The following is a 20,550-nucleotide window of genomic DNA, read 5'->3' as shown; positions in this document are numbered from 1 at the left end:
CGCCAGGAACGTCACTGCAGCGGCCACAGAAATAAAACAATATATACTTCCGCAACCCACGTACGGGCCGCGGAATACCAACCATAACCCGCCCGACCGGACGGGCGTCCAGCTTGCTGGACTTGAGAAAGGGTAAATAGCAATGGAACTCACCAAGCAGGATCTTGCGGCGATGTCCGCAGCCTACAAGAAGGCGGAGGCCCAGCACATCGCTGAGATCGCCGTCAAAGCCAACGGCATCAACGCCAGCTCGGAACGCGAGGTTGTCAGCGTGACCGACAACCCGTTCGTGTTCTCGATCGACGTGGATGACGAAGCCGTCTCCAACCAGCAGCAGTCGGGACGTTGCTGGATGTATTCATGCCTGAACTGGATGCGCCACAAGGTCGAGAAGGACCTTAAGCTGCCCAAGGGACAGTTCCAGCTTTCGCAAAACTACAACTTCTTCTTCGACAAGCTCGAGAAGGCGAACCTGTTCATGAAGAGCATCATCGACTGCGCTGATTCCGATATCAACGACCGTCGCGTGACCTTCCTGATGCAGACGCCGCAGCAGGACGGCGGCGATTTCGACCCGATCGTGGCCCTCGTTGAAAAGTACGGTGTGATGCCGCTGAACATCATGCCCGACACCGCGGTGACGAAGAACACGGCTGAACTCAACGCCGTGCTCAACAAGATGCTGCGTCAGGACGCACTGGCTCTGCGTGCCCTCGTGCATGAGCGCGCCAGCGAAGAAAAGCTCAACGAAGCCCGCCTGACGTTCCTCAACGAAATCTACCGCGTGCTCGCCGTGAGCATGGGTGAGCCGCCGGAGAAGTTCGATTTCGAATACCGCGACAAGGACAACAACTACCACGTCGACCGCAACCTGACGCCGCTTGAGTTCTACAAGAAGTATGTGGGCATCAAGCTTGAGGATTACGTGGGCGTGATGAACCTGCCGACCGAGCAGACGCCGTACGGCAAGCTCTACACGATCGACATGACTGGTGAAATCATCGGTTCCAAGCGTTACCTGCACTATGTGAACGTGCCGATGGACGTGTTCAAGGCAGCAGCCATTGAGCAGCTCAAGGCTGGCGAGCCCGTGTGGTTCGGCTGCGACGTGACGCAGGATGCCGACTTCACGAAGGGTATTCTGTCGTGCAACCTCTATGACTACGAGAAGATGTTCGGCATCAAGTGGACGATGGACAAGGGCGAGCGCTTCGTGACATACCAGGCGCTGCCGACCCACGCCATGCTGATTGCCGGCGTTGACATGGATGCCGATGGCAAGCCGATCCGTTGGAAGATCGAGAACTCGTGGGGCACCGAAGCCCATAACAAGGAAGTTGGCCATCAGGGCTACTTCATCATGGACGATAAGTGGTTCGACGAATACATGTTCGAGATTGGCGTGCGCAAGGAGTTCCTGCCACAGGAGTACCAGCAGGTGCTCGAGACTGAGCCCGAAGTCATGCCGTACTGGAGCCCGTTCAACCCGGAACCGTGAGTCTTCCTCACTTGCTGCGGAGGACGGCTGGCTGTGAGCCGGCCGCCCTCCGCCCTACCAATTAACCCCCCAAATTTTTAAACATCGGAATTCTCATGAGTAATTCGCAAACAGCCTCGGCGCACACACCGAGCAAGGCGGACGTAGCAGCCGCCAAGTCAGACAAGCGACCGGTGCAAGCCGGTACTGGCAAGATTTCCACGCTTGCGCTCACCATGATGACGGTCACGACGTTGGCCGGCATCGCCAACGACGTGCAGATGTCGTTCTACGGCCTGTCCGCTGTTACCTACTTCCTGATCGGTGGCATTTTGTTCTTCGTGCCGACCGGTCTGGTCGCCGCAGAGTTGGCTTCTGGTTGGAGCCAGCGTGGCGGTATCTTCCGATGGGTCGGTGAAGGCTTGGGCACGTTCCCGGCCATCTCCTGCTTGTTGATCCTGTGGTTCCAGACGTCGTTCTCGTTCGGTTCAGGCATTCCTGGTTCGGCCGCCACAATCGGCTTCTTCACCACCAACTATGACTGGGCTGTGAACTTTGCTGAACAGTCGCATCCCTGGACCGTGACCTTGCCGATCATGCTCGGTTGGCTGTGCTACTACTGGTTCATCTGCTGGTTGGCCACGAAGGGCGTCAAGGTTTTTGCGAACATCGCCAAGTATGGTGTGATTTTTGGTACATTCCTGCCGTTGGCCGTGATGATGATTCTGGCTGTGGTGTGGCTGTGCCAAGGCCATCATCCGGCTATTCCTATGGAAATGTCGGGCTTTGTGCCCAAGTGGAACGGTATGGCTACGCTGTCGCTGGCTGCAGGCGTGTTCTTCAGCTTCGCTGGCGTGGATATGAACGCCGCCCATATCAAGGACTTGAAGAAGCCTGGAAAGCAGTTCCCGATTGTCGTGTTCGTCTCGATGATCCTCGCATTCTTGATCTTTGTGATCGGTACCGTGATCATCGCCATGATCGTGCCTGAATCGCAGATCAACCTGCTGTACACGCTGAACACGGTCTACCGTGACCTGGGCGCCACAATCGGCTTCCCTGATCTCTACCTCGTGTTTGTGTATTTGGGCATGGCGAACTCGTTCGCCGCCCTGATCACGAACCTTGCCGGTCCTTCGTACATGTTGGGTCAGGCTGGCCGTTCGGGCTTCCTGCCGAAGTTCCTGCAGAACAACAACAAGCACGGCATGCCGTCGCGCATGATGTACTTCCAGATGCTGTTCATGACGTTGATCGCATTCGTCGTGTTCTTCCTGCCGAACGTTGAAGGCTTTGTCGCATTGATCACGCAGGCCATCACGATCCTGTACATGATGTACTACATCCTGATGTTCACGGCATTCATCAAGCTGCGTTACGACCAGCCGAACCGTCCGCGTGCGTTCAAGGTGCCTGGCGGCATGGTTGGCGCATGGATTGTGACGATTGTGGGCATTGCCGCTTCGGTCTTCGCGATTGTGTTGGCCTTGTATCCTCCGGCACAGTTGGCGAAGGAAGTCGGTTCGGGCGCCGCATACGACATCATCATCATCTGCCTGATCGCATTCGTGGTGTTCGTGTGCTTCCTGATGTACCGCGCTTCGCGCAAGCATAAGGAATGGGTTGATCCGTCGAACCAGTTCGCACCGTTCACCTGGCAGATTGAAGGCTTGAAGAAGCCGGGCCGCGTGGAATCGAACATTCCGACGGCGTTGCTGTCTACCGGCCAGGACCCGATGGGTATGCCGATCAAGCATCATTATGATCCGAACGAGAAGATTGACCTGCCTGATCCTAAGGACCAGGCCGCCTATGCGGCCGCTGTTGAGAAGCTGCTCGAAAAGGAAGGTGTACGCGAGCCTGATGCTGAGACCAGCGCCGCCGTGTTCACTGGCAACATGAACCAGATGAAGACGGTGGCCATCGCGCCCAAGCCTGTGCACCATGTGGTCATGGAACCTCACGGCGATGAAGTTGATGTGCCACAGGCGCCTGCCGACATGATCGCCGCAGCCAAGCTGCCTGACGATCCGGCTGCTGACGAAGCCAAGGCGAAGGCCGCGGCCCAGGACGCTTCCGTCAAGGCCCATGAGTATGAGGTCATCGCCCAGGCTGAAGAGAACCGTGCCGAGGAAGACGCATTGCTTGAAGCCGCACGTCAGAAGGCTCGTGAAGCTGAGGCGTCGGCCACGTACGCTGAGCAGCTGCTGCAACAGTCTGCGGCGCACGCCGCCGCAAGCGACGCGAAGTCCGCAGCTCCGGCAGCCTCCAGCGCGCCAGTCCAACCGGCAACGCCGACCACGGCCAAGCCCGCATCGAAGCCTGCAGCCAAGCCCACGGCTAGCCCCACGGATTCCGATTCCACAACCAAGTAATGTCAAGGAGTGTTACTCAATTATGACTGACGAAACTACAACAAAGACCACTGAAGCCCCGAAGCCGGCTCCAGAGGCGAAACCGGCTGACGCTTCCAAGAAGATGACCTGGAAGGGTGACGGCGAAAGCATCGACTACACGGCCTATGCCGAGCTGCTGCCCGTGCGCGACAAGGACAACGCGTTCATTGGCAACATGTTCATGTTCTCGCAGGTCGCCGATATGGACGACACGAGCGACCGTCCGGTCACATTCTGCTGGAATGGCGGCCCTGGTGGCGCTTCCTACATGGTCAATATCGGTGGCATGGGTGCGCGTCGCGTGCCTGATGACGGCGAAAAGCATATCAACGGTGTGGGCAAGCTCGAAGACAACCCCTACACGCTGCTGCGCGCTTCCGACCTCGTGTTCATTGACGCGTTCGGCACGGGCTATTCGCGTGTTGACCCGTCGTATGACGGCAAGAAGGTCTGGGGCGTGGACGGTGATGGCGATGCGTTTGTGCGTGGCATTATCGCGTGGCTGCGCAAGCACAACCGTTTCAACAGCCCGCTGTACCTGTATGGCGAGTCCTACGGCACGATGCGCAACGCCGTGGTCTACCGCATGCTCGGCGAGCATGGCGTGGGTGTGCGCGGCGTGATTGAACAGTCCACGATTCTTGACTATGCGCCAACACTGTCGGGCAACGACGCTTATTACCTGGGCATGACGCCCGTGTATGCGGCCACCGCCGCCTACTTCGGCAAGGCCGGCGAAGGCTACACCGAACACCAGTGGTTCGACAAGGCGTTCGAGTTCGTGGACAACACGCTCTCGCAAGCCATCACGATGGGTGACCGTCTGCCTCAGGAACGCATGAAGGCTGTGGCCAACGAAATGAGCGAACTGATCGGCCTGCCTGCCGAGTTCATCATGGCCAAGGGTCTGCGCATCGAGCTTGACACGTTCCGCAAGAACCTGCTCAAGGACGAAGGCAAGACGCTGGGCCGTTACGACATGCGCTTCACGACGTATGCCTACCAGGACGTGCAAGGCGACAACGAGTTCTACGCTGGTGAGGACCCGTCCTACGACGGCATCAACAGCGCCTACCTGGACGGCTACATGCACATGCTGCATGACGAAATCGGCTTCGAAGGCTTCGAGAACTATGAGCCGCTTTCGCTCAAGGTCAACATGGATTGGAACTGGAACCATCAGGCTCCAGGCACGATGGGTTCGCCGCAAACGCCTGATGTGGCGTTCGACATCGCCACGGCGTTGCGCCGCAACCCGACCAGCCGCATCCTGTTCTTCGGTGGCATCCACGATGCCGCAACGCCATACTGGAACGTGCGCCACGACATGGGCAAGCTGTTCCTGCCGGCCGAACTCAAGGACCGCATCGAATACCATGTGCATTCGAACGGCCACATGGCCTACGCCGATCTCAAGGCGTTGCAGGCCATGAGCCCTGAACTCATGGCGTTCTACGACAAGCGTCACACGCCAGTCGAGTGACGCCATGCGGTTTGCCAACCAGGCATGCGCTAACCTGGCAAACCGTCTACAGTAGGAAGGCATGAGCGCAACATCACCTTCCTCAAGTCCATCCGATGCCCGTCTGGACGACGACTCAAACGTCGCCCAGACGGGCATCGGCGTTGCCGGGCCCGCACCGGAACACGCCTCAACTTCGCATGCCTGGTTGTTTGACGCGTTGGCCGACGCCGGCCAATGGGCCACCGTCATGCCGCAAGACAGCGACGGCAACGCTATTGACTGGCAGTGGTTCGCCAACATTGACGTGGAACGTGGTCTTGGCGCAGCACTTGCCGCGGATATTGATGTGCTGGGCGTTGACCTGGCCTCGCTGCACCCCGATGCGGCATTGCATGAGGCCGCATCCCAAGCGCTCGGTGAGGATTATCGCACGCGAAAACGCGTGGAAGCGATGCTCAAACAAGCCACCACAACATTCATGCGCGATTTCGAGCGCACACTGGATTCATTCGCGCTCGCACGCGCCGTGGCATGGCTCAACAGGCGGCTGTGTGACGAAATCGCCTGGTTGCGCGCCGTCGTACGCGCCACACAACCAAAGGCGGCCGATGAGAGCTCACCGTCACATGCCGAACCGCGCGTAGATGCGCCGTCAACCGATCATACAGGTTTGAATTCGGCGCGTTCTCACTCATCGGGGGATTCCAGTTGGCGCAACGCCTACTTGCCCGGACGTGATGTGGACACGGTTGTGGGCGTTGACATTGAAACCACCGGCGTGCAGGCATACCGTGACTACATCATTGATGTGGGATTTGAACTGATGAACCTGCAGTCGCCAAGCCCTGACGGCCACACCCAATACGCGATGTATGCGGACCCTGCGTATGCGCCGCAGCATGCGTACGGCCAAGCCCGTCTCGCATTCGGCGTACCAAGGCTCGCGGCCACACTCGACAACGAGTTCATCCGCGAACTGACAGGCATTGATGTGCGCGAACGTGGAGCCGCGCAATACCGGCCGTTTGATGAATGGCCGCAAGCGCAACAGGGACTGCTCAACGTGCTGATGCAACACCCGTATGTCGCACACAACGCCACGTTCGAACACAAGTTCTTCATGTTCAACATCGCCGGATACGCCGAAGCGTATCGCGATGGCCATATCACGATCATTGACACATTGCCCATGAGCCGTCAATGGGATGCCGGATCGATGCCCGACGACGAACATCCCTATGGCGACAACCGTCTCGAAGCCTATGCGCAACGCATGGGCTCGTTGCCAACCGACATGGGAGAGCGGCATCTGGGCCTTGAGGACGCGCACATCATGCTCGAAGCCATGCGCACACATCTGGCCCAACTCAAGCAAGCGCACGAAGGCCCGTTCGCCGCGGATGGCAGTAGCGGCGTGGGTGGCAAACGTTGCCGACCCAGAAGTGCGAGACGTTGACATGCGAGCGCTCGCATGCGTTGATCCCACGTGGTGGTTGCTGATGGCCACGCATCGTTGACCCAACCCAAGCAGTTTCACGCATATGTTTCACGCCGCTTGCGCTGACATGCCTTGCAGTGACGGACACCTAAGGATTGCTGATGGATAACTTCACGTATGAACCCGCTGATGACATGGATGACACGCCATACGGCTTGTCACGCCACCGGGCCGACCAACGTCGCCAGCGCCGCTCGCGCCTTGGCGCCCCCAAGCGTGGCCGGCATCGGGCCGGATCGACCAGTGACGACCTGGATGGCATGGACGGCATCGACATCATGGAAGAGACCGATGGCATGGCTGAACCATGGGACACCGACGAATCCGCCATTGACGTGGACGACGACCGCGCGTTTGGCGGCGTGCACGACGTGGACCCTGTCACGGGTGCCGACCGCGCCCTGCACACTGATATGCCGGCCGTGCAAGACGGCGACGATGGCATCTGGTCGGACCCCGAGTTCATGCGCGCCGTCGCCCAACTGCGTGCCGTGACGCCGCCGCAACGTTCCCAAGACCGCATGCATCGCCGCCGTACCGGCCGCAGAATGCATGGTGAAGCACAGGTTCCTCGCGCGGTGCCTTCGTCGCCATGGTTGGCGTCCCTGATGGCCAGTGCCGATGCGGACCGGCCCGACACGGTCGCAGAACTGCAAGAGACGTTCATGCGCCACAGCACGATGGGCGGTTACCTGGTCCACAGCGCTGCAAATGCGGCGCATGCCGTGCCTGATGAGCCGCTGCGATTGCGTGTGGAACTTGACGCGCCCAGCGGTGATGACGACGACATTCATTGGGCGTTCCGTTTGCAGGTCTATGTGCAGGGGCGCTGGTATCGCATTCAGAAAATTCCGACGCTGATGCGTGCGCTGCGTAAAGGGTTGCGCTACCGGTTTGGCGCCAAATGGGAGTTTGTGCCCAAACGTTCAATGTTTGCGAGCCATGATCAGCAGCTGATCACTGTGTTGACCGATATTTGCCGCGCTTACACGGCCGCCAACGATGCGTCGTTCCGCAATGATTTCTATGGCATGGCCCGTGTGCCCTATAACCGCATCTGCATTTCGTTGGGTCAGCTCATGGCGTTGTTGACGGCCCTGATGCACAGTGGCGACGAACTGACTGTCACTGATCCGCGCTACCGGCAAACCGAACCGCAGTCCACGCGCATCACGGGTACTGACACTGACGGTCCACTGCAGTTTGCGGATTTGGGATTCACGTTCTCGGCTTTGGACGCCGCAGGAGCCCCGCTCGAACCCGACCCGCACTCTGATGATGATGCGCATGCCACGCTGCCTGCCGCCTACACGTTGACGCGTGACCTGACCGTGTTGGACGGCTGCAGTGATGACCATCATGCGTTCCTGCTGGTCTCTACGCGTGACGGTCTGCTCAGGTTTGTGCACACGCCGCCGTTTGACATGACGGCTCTTGACGTGCTCAAACAACTGGGTTCCACAATCGGTCCGCTCGTGATCGGGCAGGCTGATTTCGCTCATTTTGCACAGTCGATCACTCCCGTGCTCACGGCGTTCGGCCAAGGAGTGTCAGTGCCGGCACCATTGCAAGCCCGCTCCAGTGCACCGTGTCGGCTCGCGTTCTATTTGGATCGCAGTGACGACGGGCTGATTGTGTGCGAAACGTTCGCTGAATACGACGGTCAACGTTTCGACGTGTTCGCTGAGCATATGGCGTTCGGACCGTCCGCGATCACGCCGCAAGTGCGCGTCATGCGCAACGAGACGGCCGAAGAGTTCGCGCGGCAAGTCACGGGCGTCTACTTTCACACGCCGTATCCCGTGTCTCGACCGGGTTCGGCTTCGATTCCCGTGCCTGCTGACGCCCCGCGTTGCGCCCCGTATTTGGATATTGATTCCTCTGGTGAGCTTCTGACGCTGTTGAACGAGGGTATTGACGCATTACGAAGCGTAGGCGACGTGTTCACGACTGATAAAGTCACGGGTTTCATGCGCGAAAAACCCGCGCACGTGCGTCTCGGATTGTCGGTGACGAGCGATTTGGTGCGCGTCACACCGATGGCTGATGAAATCGACGAGTCCGAAGTTGCAGCCATTTTGGACAGCTACCGTAAACGCAAAACCTATCATCGTCTTGCCGATGGCACGTTCATGCGTTTGGACAGTCCCGACATCGCCCAAGCCAATGCGCTTGTGGAACGCTACCATCTGTCATTGTCGGCATTGGCCAACGGGCAGGCGAGTGTGCCGGCTGTGCAAGCGTTCCTGTTGGACGGTGAAGACGAGGACCTGATTGAGCAGGCGCCGTCGTTTCGCGACTATATTGGCGACGTGAAAGTCGTCGATCCGCAACGCTACGTGGTGCCCGCAGCGTTGCATGCCACGCTGCGACCCTACCAGCTGGAAGGCTACCGTTGGCTGCGCACTTTGATGGACAAACATTTGGGCGGTATTTTGGCCGACGACATGGGGTTGGGCAAGACCGTGCAAATGATTAGCGTGTTGGTGGATGCCACAGCGCGCGAACAACAGGAATCAATACAAGAACAACGCCAACCTGACCCGTGTCTGGTGGTGTGTCCAGCGTCACTCGTGTACAACTGGGCGCGTGAATTACGCAACTTTGCTCCTGACTTGCCGGTGAGCGTGGTGGCTGGAGCCAAAGCGCAACGCAGGAAGCAGTATGCGGACCTGACGGGCGTGGTCGTCACCTCATACGATGTGTTCCGGCTTGATATTGACGACCTCGCAGACCAGCGTTGGCTCGTCATGGTGTTGGACGAAGCGCAAGCGATCAAGAATCCCGCGACGAAAATCGCGCAAGCCGTCAAACGGGCTCAAGCCAGGCACCGGTTCGCGTTGACCGGCACGCCGATTGAGAACCGGTTGAGCGAGTTGTGGAGCATCTTTGATTTTCTGATGCCCGGATTTTTGGGCTCATACCGCTCGTTCCGTGACACGTATGAAAAACCGATGCTTGACGGGCGCGACGACGTGGCGCAACGCTTGCACCATGCCGTGCGGCCGTTCATCTTGCGCCGTCTCAAACGTGACGTGCTCACGGACCTGCCCGAGAAAACCGAAAGTGTCATTGACGTGGCGTTGACGGGGGAGCAGCGCAAACTTTATGCGGCGTCGGAACGCAAGCTGCGCATGATGTTGCAGTCAAGCCAAGACATGAACGAGGACCGGTTCCAAGTGCTGTCGGCGTTGACACAGCTGCGTCAGTTGTGCTGCGATCCCCGGCTCGTGTTCGAAAACGTGAGCCATGCCGGAGCGAAAATGGATGCGATTGCCGAACTCGTGACGGCCGCACGTGAATCGGGGCAGAAAGTGCTGATATTCAGCCAATTTGTGAGCTTCCTTGACCTGATTGCCGACATGCTTGACGAACTGGGCGTGGCCCACATGGCGATCACGGGTTCAACGCCCAAACAGCGCCGGCTTGAACTCGTCGACACGTTCAACATGGATGACACGCCCGTCATGCTGATCTCGTTGAAAGCGGGTGGCACCGGATTGAACTTGACGGGAGCGTCCGTCGTCATTCATGCCGACCCGTGGTGGAATGAAGCCGCGCAAAACCAGGCCACCGATCGTGCGCACCGCATCGGCCAGCGGCATACGGTCAACGTGTACAAGATCGTGGCGAGTGACACGGTTGAGGAACGCATCCTCGGGCTGCAGGAACGCAAAAGCGAGCTGGCACGCACGCTACTCGACACACAATCCAGCGTCAATGTGGCGGCCATGACACGTGATGATGTGCTTGCGTTGCTCGGATAACCGCTGACGCAGGAAGGAAGACGCGCCGGAAGGGCAGGCTGGAATGGCAGAGAATGCTGGGCGGCCCGCAGAGTGTGGACAGATTGGGGTGTGCGGGATTGGGGGTTGTCAGCTGCTAATGTTTGAGCTTACTATCATTCACTATCCTATGCTATACTGTACTCATGCAGGTGCGTGAATGGGCCGAGCGGGAAAGCCTGAACCCGCAGACCGTGTGGAAATGGTGCCGCACGGGCAGGATGCCCGTGCCCGTGGAGAAGACACCCTCGGGCATGTACCTGATTCACGACCCGAAATACGAGACCCCTTGCGCCCCCATGGCCGGTTCGCGCACAGTGTGCTATGCGCGCGTGTCCTCAAGCGACCAGAAAGCCGACCTTGAACGGCAGGCGGACCGGTTGAAGGCGTTTGCCCTCAACATGGGCGTCGAACACCCGGAAGTAGTCACGGAAACCGGCTCCGGCATGAACGACAAGCGCCGCAAGCTCAACCGACTGCTGTCCGACCCGACCGTGGGCACGATCATCGTGGAGCACCGCGACCGGCTCGCCCGCATGAATGCGGGACTGGTCGAATCCGCATTGAAGGCGCAGGGGCGGCGAATCGTCGTCGTGGACGACGCCGAGCTGGACGACGATCTGGTACGCGACATGACCGAAGCGCTCACCTCGTTCTGCGCCCGGTTGTACGGGCGTCGCGCCGCGAAGAACAAGGCGGCCGCCGCGTTGAAGGCGGCACAGGATGCTTAGGGCCGTCAAGGTCGCGCTGGACCCCACCCCGCGGCAGGCGCGGCAGCTGGAATCCCATGCGGGCGCGGCGCGGTTCGCGTACAATGCGGCGTTGACGCATGTGCGCCGACAAATCGGCGGTTTCATCGGCGGCTTGGATTTCTCCTATTATGCGCTGCGCCGCTGGTGGAACGAATGGAAAGGCGAACTCGCCCCCTGGTGGCCGCAGAACGGCAAGGAGGCGTACAACACAGGGCTTGAAGCGTTGGGCGCCGCCCTGTCGAACTGGAAGAAATCCAAGGACGGCAAACGCAAGGGACGCAGGGTCGGCTTCCCCAAGTACAAAAGCAAATCAGGCAGCGCACCGAAGGTGGCGTTCACGACCGGGTTCAAGCAGCCAAGCGCGTGCGACCCGAACAGTGTCCGGCTGCCGCGCATCGGACGCGTGCACACGATGGAGAACGTGGCCGGACGGGTCGGCGCGGGCCATGTCACGCGCATTACGGTTTCGCACCATGCCGGACGCTGGATGGCGGCGTTGACCGTGGACGACACGGCCATGGCGCAAGCGGCGCCGAAACCCTCCCGCCGCTGGGTTGGCGTGGACCTCGGCGTCAGGACGCTCGCCACCCTCTCGGACGGCACCGTCATCGCGAACCCGCGCAACACCAAGCGCGGCGAACGAAGGCTGCGCCACGCAAGCCGCGCGCTGTCGCGCAAGACCGTCGGCTCCGCTCGGTGGCGCAAAGCGAAACGGAAGGTACAGCGCGTCCACGCGCATATGGCCGACAGCCGCATGGACGCCCTCAACAAGCTCACGCACATGCTCGCCACCCGCTACTCGGACATCTGCATCGAGGATTTGAACGTGGCGGGCATGGTGCGCAACCGGTCGCTGGCCAAGGCCGTCTCGGACTGCGGGTTCGCGGAACTGCGACGCCAGCTCGCGTACAAGACCGTGCGGCATGGTTCGCGCCTGCATGTCATCGACCGCTACCACCCATCCTCCAAGACCTGCTCGGCCTGCGGCGCGGTGAAAGCCAAACTGTCGCTCGCGGAGCGCACCTACGCGTGTGCCGAGTGCGGTCTTGTCCTCGACCGCGACCTCAACGCGGCCGTCAACATCGAACGATACGCCGCCCGGAGTGCCCGGGAGGCGCTAAACGCGCGCGGAACGGACACAAGACCCGCCACTGCAAGCAGTGGAAGGCAGACCGTGATGAAACGCGAACCAAGCAGCCCTCCCGGCGTGAGGCTTGGAGCTGGAAGCCGCAAGGCTCCCATGTCAACTAGAACAAACTAGTTAACAACGGCCACTATACTGAAGCCTCATGCGCATGCTGCACACGTCTGACTGGCATATTGGCCGCAGGTTCAAGGGGATGGACCTGCTCGACTACCAAACCCGTGTCTTGGATTGGCTGATTGACACGATTGAGTGTGAACATGTGGATGTGTTGTGCGTGTCGGGTGACATTTATGATCTGCCACGTCCGGGCGCCGATGCGGTACGCGTGTTCGACCAAGCCTATGAGCGGCTTGGCGCGTTGCAAGTCAACGGCCATGCGCTGCACGTGGTGATGACACCAGGCAACCATGATTCGGCAGCACGCCTGGGCGTGGGCTCGCGCTTGTTGCGCGAGAACGTGCATATGCGCTGTGATCTGGCATATATTGGCGAACCTGTCGATATTGCAGTGGGTGGGCAACGTTTGCTGATCTATGCGCTGCCGTATTTGAACCCTGACGCGAGCCGCGGCATGTTGGCGAAATTGGCAGGCCATGATGTGGCTTGTTCGCATGCGGCCGTCATGCAAGCCGCACTCGAACTCGTGCACGCCGACCTGGAACGTCGGCGCGAGCAGGATCATGACGTGCCGGCCGTACTGATGGCGCATACGTTTGTGTCTGGCGCTGAGCAAAGCGATTCCGAACGCGGCATCGCCGTAGGTGGCATCGACAGCGTGCCCGCATCAATGTTTAGCACCAGCGGCCTTGACTACTTGGCGTTGGGCCATTTGCACCGTCCGCAACGCGTGACAATCCCCGTGACCGGCGACGCCATGCATACGCCGATCGCGCGCTATAGCGGCTCCTTGCTGGCCTATTCGTTCTCCGAACGCACAGTGCCACCGCGCCTGGGCAATGGCAAACAAGTCGTGATTGTGGATTTTGAGCACGCGACTGGTAATGTGCCTCACAACACTGATGTGCTTGAAGACGCTGAGGATCGCAACGAACCGCCGGTGGCGGCGCGCGTGCGCCGTGTGCGCACGCTGGACGTGCAATCCGACGAACCCGCGCTCGTGCAAGTATCCGGCACGCCTGACGAACTGATTGACGTGTTGGCGCCCCTGCATCATGACGATTGGGTCAGCATGCAGATCATGTTGGACGGCCCGATGCCACGCGGCTTGTACCAGCGTCTTTCCGCGGCCTATGCGTATGCGTTGGAAAAACGCACGCAGTATGTGGGCGCCATGGCGCGTCGGCCACGCACGATGGCCGATTTGTCGACAGCACCCGACGAGTTGAGCGTATTAAGTGGCTTCGTGCAATACTCCTACGGCAGGCCGCCGGAACCTGAAGAACTTGCAGTACTCAAAGAAGCCGTAACGCGCGTGCATGCGGCCCGGGACGAACACGCGTCCTGAGACGTGGTGAGCAGCTGGGCCAAGAAGTACGACCTGAGCGAGAAGTAAGAGTATGAGCATTGGTGAGAACGTGCGTTATCACCAATCTGCGTGGAGGGATGGCAGTGAAACTCATTGGATTGTGTTTTGAAGGCATCGGTCCGTATGCGTCGGCGTTCAGCCTTGACTTGGCGCGTCTGTCACGCAACCACATGTTCCTGATTGAAGGATGCACGGGATCAGGCAAATCCATGATTCTCGACGCGTTGGTGTTCGCGCTCTATGGTGATGTGTCATCACTCAACGGCGGTGAGGAAAAAGCCCGGTTGCGCTCGCGATTCCTCGACCATTCACGCCGTGAAACCAGCGTGAAACTCGTGTTTGAAAACAACGGCGACTACTACTACGTGCATCGCACGCCCAAATACATGGTGCCCAAACAGTCGGGTACCGGGGCGACGGAACACAAGCCTTCCGGCACATTGCTCAAAGTCGCCCCCCACATGCGTGATGCGTTCGAGTCGCTCGTGGACCGGCATATGGTTGCCGACACTGACGAGCACTCGGCCGATGAGTACTTCGAGTTTTGTGAACACGCCGACAACGCGGAGCCGTTATGCGTGCAAGTCGGTGCGGTCGGCACGATGATCGAGCAGATTGTGGGCCTGAACCGCCAACAGTTCTGCCAAACCGTGATATTGCCGCAAGGCCAGTTCTCACGGTTCCTACGGTTGAAACCCGAAGAACGTTCCTCGATGGTCAAGGATTTGTTCGCGGCCGCCGATTACGAGCGCATCCAGCATGAGCTGCGTGATATGCGTCTTGAGCGTGGCGCCCAAGTGGCCACGCGGCGCACGCGATTGGAATCAGCCATCGCCACAGCGCGCGACGCGGCATTGCGCTGCCTCAACAGCACTGATGCGGATCTTGATGCCGAGGCGGGTGCCATGGACTGCGCTGCTGCCGTCGTCGAAGCCCAGGCCCAATCCGAGGCCGCCGCACGCGACGCCGAGCGCGACGCATTGGCCCGCGAATGCGTTGACAATCTCTTGGACTCACTGCTGCCTGCCGGCGATTCCACGCAAGTGGCACCCACTGACTGCGACGAGTTTGCCGCGGATCATGGGCACAGCGCCCAAGACGCTGCAGCTGACGTCATCGAATCGCCATACGAACAGAGCACGCCGATTGGCGACAACCTGGCTGATGAACGCGCCTGGTGCGTTGACGTGGATGGCGCGCTGCTGGAACCGGCCATGGACGTGGCAGCCATCGAACACCAGTTGACGCATGTGGCCGAACAAGTCAATGCGCATGCCGAAGAACAACACGACCGCACAAGCGGCCAGTTGCATGAGCGCGAAACACAAGTCGCGCAAGCGCAGCATGTGCATGACCAGTTGCAGCAGATCACAAGCGTGTTGCAAGACATTGCGCAAACCGTGAACGAGCAGCATGAGCTGGCCGCGCAATCGCCACGCATGGACCAGTTGCGCGCCTGGATCGAACGCTCCAACCAGGCCAAACCCGTCAGCATCCTGCATTATCAGGCCATTGAAGCCGCACGGTTGCAACATGAAAGCGGTGAGGAACTGCAAGCGGTCGACCAACAGATAGCCACCCTCACCGAACCCTATGGTGGCATTGACGGTTTGCATGCCGCACATGATGAACTCAACCGCATCGCACAGCGCGAACCCGCCATCGTGGCCGGTTTGGAACTCGTGGTCGAAAAAGAACGCAAACTCGCGGCCGTCGCACAAACCAAAGCGCGCACGGAACAGTTGGCAGCCGACCTGCAAGCCGCTGAAGACCATTACCGCAGCTGTGTGGACGATGAACAGCGCATTGGCGCATTAGGCAACCAGGTAGAACGTATTGAACACTATGAGCAGCTGCTCGAAGCGCGTGGCACGCGCGAACGTGAACTGCAAGACGCGCAAACACTCGTGAGCGACTGGGATGAAACGGACCGCATGCGCGAAGCGCTGCTTGACGCGCAAGCACGATTGCATGACGCCCAAAGCCGGCGCGCCCAAGTGCGCGGCCGTTTGGATGCGGCGTTGCAAGACCGGCTCGTCGTCGGCCTCGTGCAAATCGCCGACCAACTCGAGCCCGGCCAGCCATGCCCCGTATGCGGCAGTCTCGAACATCCGAAACTGGCGCAGATGCGTGAGGCGTCGACTGCCGGCGGTGCAACGGAACATGTGACGAACGCGGAAATCAATTATCGAGAAGAACTTGAGCGGCTACGCGCCGAACATGATGAGGCGCTGGCTGGCGAATCCGCACAGCAAATCCAAGTCACGCGCATGCAAACGCGCCTTGACGAGCTGACGGCAGCGATTGCCGGACGCAGCCGCGAGCAGGCAATCCAGTGGCGTGACGAAGCGCAGCGTGCCGTCAACGAATCGAACGAAGCACGCGCCCATCTGGCACAAGCGCGCCAGATTGCAAAACAGATTGTTGAAGTGCGCGAACAAGTGCAGCATGCCAAAGAAAAAGCGGAAACGACCGCAGCCATGCTCGACACCGAACACCAGCACTATCAGGCCGCGCAACAAGCGGCCCAAGGATTGGAACCCGAAGCGTTGCAGGCCGAACGCAGCCGGCTCGAACAAGAACGCCACGACGCGTTGCAAGCCGCCGGTCAACTTCCGGGGCTGCAGAACACGATTGAACGCGTCAGCGCGCTGCACAAGGAACGCACGCTGCTGGCCACGAAACTCGCCGAACGCACGGCAGTGAGCGAACATGCGAACGCCGAGTTCCTGCGTGCCTGCAAGGAAGCCGGGTTTGCGGACGGCACCTCGGCCGCCGCAGCCGTGCTCAGCGACGTCGACCTTGATCATTACGCGGGTCAACTCAAGGAATATGACGAGCGCCGCGCCGCGCTCGCGTCCCAAGCGCACCAGTTGCGCACGCAACTGGCGATCCTGCTGTCTCCCGAATCCGTGAGTTCTCTGAGACTTGCGTTGCCCACGGCCCTCTATATTTCCGATGAAGCGCGCGAAACAGCCATACTGGCCGCAGCGAGCGCGTCTCTACAACGCGCCACCGCAACATTGCACGAAGCGCAAGCATCGCGTGACGCGGCAATCCGCGACCAGCAGTCGGCCATGGAATGCTGGGAACAATGCGCGAACGCCAATCGCACGATGCTGGCTGAAGCGAGCCAGTGGGCGCAAGCGATGCACGCGTATGAACCGTTGCGGCGCATGGCGGAACTCGTGACGGGCGGACGCGACTCGGGCGCCGAACGCAAGACGACGCTGATCACGTATGCCGTGACCGAACGGTTCCGTGATGTGCTGGCGCGAGCCAACGACCTGTTGCGCGACATTCGTGACGGCTATTACGAACTACGGTTGGGCGACCAGGATAATGAGAGCGCGGACGGGACGATGTCGGTCAACGCGCCGCGCATGCGCGCCAACCACAAGACCGGACTGCCAATCCTGATCTATGACCGGCGTTGCGACACGTGCGCCGATCCCGACACGCTGTCTGGCGGCGAACGGTTCTTTGTCTCCCTGGCGTTGGCACTGGCATTGGCCGACATCATTGAAGGCGAGAACGGCGGCGTACGCATGGAAACGCTGTTCATTGATGAAGGGTTCGGATCGTTGTCGGCCGACGTGCTCGACGAAGTGATGGATGTGCTTGAGGAAGTCGGGCGCTCGCGCACGATCGGCATCATTTCCCATGTGGGATCGTTGGTCGAGCGCATCGGCGACTGCATTATGGTCAGCCGGGAACGAGAGGACGGTCCCAGCACGATCAGTGTGCGGTAGGGGAGTGTGGCGAAGCGTTGATGGTGTGAAAAGTGGGCGCGTACTTGTTGTGTGCGGTACGTGTCCACTCTTCAGCACGTAAAAGCGGGAGGTTCGCAGGGAGTGGCGGCGTGAGGTTAGCGTTCAAACGGGTATTGCAGCCCCCAGTCGGCGCGAATCTGGTCCATCAGCGCCATGATGCGCAGCGTGTCGGCATGCGTCATTTCGATGCATTCATGACGGCCGGCCAGAATGGCTTTGGCGGCTGCCGCCACCTCGTACTCATAGCCCGTGAGCTGGTCGGGCACATGCGCGTGATACTGCAGGTCATGGTTGTCGCCATAGACGTCGACGGCTTCGGGGTTGTTGATGTTGTGCACAATCACATAACCCTTGGTGCCGAGGATGCGGCCCATGCGGTCCGACTGGCACATCATGCTTGACGTGGCCACAGCCATCGTGTGGTCGCCGTAGTAGAGCGTTGTGCTGTTCGATGCGTCAACTCCTGTGGCATAGGGTTGCATCGAGGTGACGAGACGGTCGATTTCCTGGGCGCCCATGACCATGTCGATGAAGTTGAGCGCATACACGCCCACATCGAGCAGTGCGCCACCGGCCAGGTTCGGGTCGGTCATACGCTTTTTGGCTGTGGTTGTGTAGCTCAGGTCGGCGCCCAGCGACATGATCTCGCCAAGCTTTCCTGAGGCCACGATTTCGTCGATCATGATGCGCGAGGGCATGTAGCGCGTCCAGATTGCCTCGGTGCACAGCAGGTTCGTGTCGTCGGCCACGTCGAACACGCGCCGGGCTTGCTCGGCGTTGGCCGTGAACGACTTTTCCACGAGCACGTTCTTGCCGGCCCTCATGCAGGCGATGGCTTGTTCCATATGTAAATTGTGCGGTGTGGCAATGTAGACCAAATCGACGAACGGGTCGGACAGCAGTTCGGTGTAGGAACCGTAGGACTTGGAGAATCCGTACTGCTCGGCGAGTTTTTGGGCGCGTTCGCTGCTACGTGAGGCCACGGCGTACGGGTGAATCAGTCCTGCATAGCGGTCGTCGGCGTTCATCAGTTGCAACGTGTGGGCCATCGTTTGCGCGATGCGGCCGGCACCGAGGATGGCCACGTTGATCATGCCATCACCACGGCCGTTCATGCGGCCGAAGTTCGGGTCGTCCATCGACAGCATCGGCAGGGAAGCCATGTCGGTGTTGTCATCGGTGACGGCTGGCGTGGTTTGGGTAGCTGGCGTGGTCGATGCAGCTTGAGCGTTCTGGGCCATGATGGCTTCCTTTCTTCGGGCCGCCATGACGAGGCCGGCCTCATACTGGTTTCCAGCCTAATGCGCGTGACGATGGTTATGCAGGCGCTTCACCTTGCAGCGTGGGCATGTGCGGGCACCAGCCATCTGTGGGCATGCGTGATTGTGATTGGACCTGGCCGATCTTGTGAACGCCAACCACGAAATGCGCGGATGCATGCCTAGGATGAACATAGTCACATCGCATGGGGCCATTGCGGCCATTGCAGTCGTGGTAAAGGAAGGCATGTCATGAATCAATCCGAGGCCGGCACATCGCAACCATCAGCACAGCGCATCCCACCGATGGCCAAACGCGCCAGATTGATCGAACCGTTCCACGGCATGCGCATCGGGGAAGCGGCCGCACGGCTCAAACGTGAAGGGCGCAGCATCATTTCGTTGAGCCTGGGCCAGCCCGATTTTGGCGCGCCCGAACCGGTGGAACAAGCCATGCGTGAACTTTATGATGGCCGTCCGTTGCCGTACACGTCGTCGGCAGGATTGCCGGAACTGCGCGCCTGCATCAGCGCGCATTACCATGAGCGCCATGGCGTCGACGTGAGTCCTGAACGCATTATCATCACGGAAGGCGGGTCGGCCGCACTGCTGTTGGCCGCCGCGTTGACTGTGGATGATGGTGACGGCGTGCTGATCGCCGATCCGTCATACCCGGCGAACCGTCAGCTCGTGCGCACGTTCGGCGGCCGTGTCATTGACGTGCCTACCAGCGCGGCCACACGCTTCCACTTGACGCCTGAACTCGTGGACGAGTATGCGGATGACACGACCACAGCCGTCATGATTACGAGCCCGTCCAACCCGACAGGCACCACGATGGACGCTGAAACAATGCGACGCACCTGTGCCACGGCAGCAGCCAAAGGCTTGTGGCGCATCGTTGATGAAACCTACATTGACTTGGCCGACCGTGAACCCGACGGCGCACGCGTGCGCACGGCGTTGGCGTACGACCGTGACGCAATCATTTGCAACAGTTTCAGCAAATCGTTCGGCATGACAGGCTGGCGATTGGGGTGGATTGTGGTGCCCGACTACGCGTTGGAAGCCGTGCACAACTTGGCCACGAGTTTCTTCCTGGCCGCACACACGCCGACGCAAGTCGCCGCATTGGCCGCATTTACGCCGCAATCGCAACAGATCCTTGAACAACGGCGCCTTGAACTGCTTGACCGTCGCGCAATTGTCGTCAACGGGCTCGCTGCAATCGGCCTGCCATTGGAAGTCGAACCCAACGGCGCGTTCTACGCGTACTGCAACATTGCAGACACGGGATTGGACTCCACGCAGTTTTGCCGGCAAGCATTGTTCGACGCCGGAGTGGCGTTGACACCAGGCACCGATTTCGGCTCAGCCACAGCCGACACGCATGTGCGTCTGTCGTATGCGGCATCACGCGAGGGCCTGAATGAAGGCATCGCGCGGTTGGGTCGGTTCATGGCCACGTTGCAATAATGGGTTCGCGTGGGACGCGTGGCAGTGAAGCGGTGG

11 protein-coding genes are annotated in these 20,550 nt (G+C 59.9%); 10 read left to right on the top strand and 1 reads right to left on the bottom strand.

The window, feature by feature from the left end; all coding sequences use genetic code 11:
- Window positions 1-142 precede the first annotated feature (142 nt).
- The 9 genes from BGLCM_RS07010 to BGLCM_RS06970 all read left to right on the top strand — a co-directional run bounded on the left by BGLCM_RS07010 (window position 143) and on the right by BGLCM_RS06970 (window position 17,758).
- Window positions 143-1,498 carry a C1 family peptidase gene (locus BGLCM_RS07010; protein WP_006294503.1) on the top strand — a complete coding sequence of 452 codons (1,356 nt, stop codon included), beginning with the start codon at window positions 143-145 and terminating at the stop codon, window positions 1,496-1,498.
- A gap of 95 nt (window positions 1,499-1,593) precedes the next feature.
- Window positions 1,594-3,852, top strand: coding sequence for an APC family permease (locus BGLCM_RS07005; protein ID WP_006294504.1), 2,259 nt, complete (start codon window positions 1,594-1,596; stop codon window positions 3,850-3,852).
- A gap of 22 nt (window positions 3,853-3,874) precedes the next feature.
- Window positions 3,875-5,356 (top strand): S10 family peptidase, encoded by a 1,482-nt coding sequence (locus BGLCM_RS07000; RefSeq protein WP_006294507.1) that lies wholly within the window; start codon window positions 3,875-3,877, stop codon window positions 5,354-5,356.
- A gap of 229 nt (window positions 5,357-5,585) precedes the next feature.
- Window positions 5,586-6,794, top strand: a complete 1,209-nt coding sequence (locus BGLCM_RS06995) for a PolC-type DNA polymerase III domain-containing protein (RefSeq protein ID WP_338010467.1) — start codon at window positions 5,586-5,588, stop codon at window positions 6,792-6,794.
- A gap of 143 nt (window positions 6,795-6,937) precedes the next feature.
- Entirely contained in the window at window positions 6,938-10,603 is a 3,666-nt protein-coding gene (locus BGLCM_RS08115; RefSeq protein ID WP_006294517.1) for a DEAD/DEAH box helicase, read from the top strand.
- Between the two features lie 164 nt (window positions 10,604-10,767).
- Window positions 10,768-11,352, top strand: a complete 585-nt coding sequence (locus tag BGLCM_RS06985; RefSeq protein WP_006294524.1) for an IS607 family transposase — start codon at window positions 10,768-10,770, stop codon at window positions 11,350-11,352.
- Complete coding sequence (gene tnpB / locus BGLCM_RS06980) at window positions 11,345-12,634, top strand: IS607 family element RNA-guided endonuclease TnpB (RefSeq protein WP_006294526.1); 1,290 nt, start codon at window positions 11,345-11,347, stop codon at window positions 12,632-12,634. Before BGLCM_RS06985 ends, tnpB begins: the two co-directional genes overlap by 8 nt.
- 28 nt (window positions 12,635-12,662) lie before the next feature.
- A complete protein-coding gene (locus BGLCM_RS06975; RefSeq protein WP_006294528.1) occupies window positions 12,663-13,985 on the top strand; it encodes a metallophosphoesterase family protein in 1,323 nt (440 codons plus the stop codon).
- 98 nt (window positions 13,986-14,083) lie between these two features.
- A complete protein-coding gene (locus BGLCM_RS06970) occupies window positions 14,084-17,758 on the top strand; it encodes an AAA family ATPase (RefSeq protein ID WP_006294529.1) in 3,675 nt (1,224 codons plus the stop codon).
- A 116-nt stretch (window positions 17,759-17,874) separates the two neighbouring features.
- Here the strand turns inward: BGLCM_RS06970 and BGLCM_RS06965 are convergent, their stop codons facing one another.
- Window positions 17,875-18,918 carry a Gfo/Idh/MocA family protein gene (locus BGLCM_RS06965; protein WP_044085233.1) on the bottom strand — a complete coding sequence of 348 codons (1,044 nt, stop codon included), beginning with the start codon at window positions 18,916-18,918 and terminating at the stop codon, window positions 17,875-17,877.
- A gap of 372 nt (window positions 18,919-19,290) precedes the next feature.
- On the opposite strand from BGLCM_RS06965, the gene BGLCM_RS06960 reads away from it, so the two are divergent.
- On the top strand, window positions 19,291-20,514 hold the full coding sequence (locus tag BGLCM_RS06960; protein WP_044085211.1) for a pyridoxal phosphate-dependent aminotransferase: 1,224 nt from the start codon (window positions 19,291-19,293) through the stop codon (window positions 20,512-20,514).
- The last annotated feature ends 36 nt before the right edge of the window (window positions 20,515-20,550 follow it).

This window comes from Bifidobacterium gallicum DSM 20093 = LMG 11596 (assembly GCF_000741205.1).
Lineage (GTDB): Bacteria > Actinomycetota > Actinomycetes > Actinomycetales > Bifidobacteriaceae > Bifidobacterium > Bifidobacterium gallicum.
The sequence above is the reverse complement of the archived record's forward strand: the minus strand, read 5'-3'. Positions and strand labels throughout refer to the sequence as shown.

Excerpts from the sequence above, each read along its gene's own strand:
- BGLCM_RS07010 (WP_006294503.1), top strand. The coding sequence starts at position 143 with ATGGAACTCACCAAGCAGGATCTTGCGGCGATGTCCGCAGCCTACAAG.
- BGLCM_RS07005 (WP_006294504.1), top strand. The coding sequence starts at position 1,594 with ATGAGTAATTCGCAAACAGCCTCGGCGCACACACCGAGCAAGGCGGAC.
- BGLCM_RS07000 (WP_006294507.1), top strand. The coding sequence starts at position 3,875 with ATGACTGACGAAACTACAACAAAGACCACTGAAGCCCCGAAGCCGGCT.
- BGLCM_RS06995 (WP_338010467.1), top strand. The coding sequence starts at position 5,586 with ATGCCGCAAGACAGCGACGGCAACGCTATTGACTGGCAGTGGTTCGCC.
- BGLCM_RS08115 (WP_006294517.1), top strand. The coding sequence starts at position 6,938 with ATGGATAACTTCACGTATGAACCCGCTGATGACATGGATGACACGCCA.
- BGLCM_RS06985 (WP_006294524.1), top strand. The coding sequence starts at position 10,768 with ATGCAGGTGCGTGAATGGGCCGAGCGGGAAAGCCTGAACCCGCAGACC.
- tnpB (WP_006294526.1), top strand. The coding sequence starts at position 11,345 with ATGCTTAGGGCCGTCAAGGTCGCGCTGGACCCCACCCCGCGGCAGGCG.
- BGLCM_RS06975 (WP_006294528.1), top strand. The coding sequence starts at position 12,663 with ATGCGCATGCTGCACACGTCTGACTGGCATATTGGCCGCAGGTTCAAG.
- BGLCM_RS06970 (WP_006294529.1), top strand. The coding sequence starts at position 14,084 with ATGGCAGTGAAACTCATTGGATTGTGTTTTGAAGGCATCGGTCCGTAT.
- BGLCM_RS06965 (WP_044085233.1), bottom strand. The coding sequence starts at position 18,918 with ATGGACGACCCGAACTTCGGCCGCATGAACGGCCGTGGTGATGGCATG.
- BGLCM_RS06960 (WP_044085211.1), top strand. The coding sequence starts at position 19,291 with ATGAATCAATCCGAGGCCGGCACATCGCAACCATCAGCACAGCGCATC.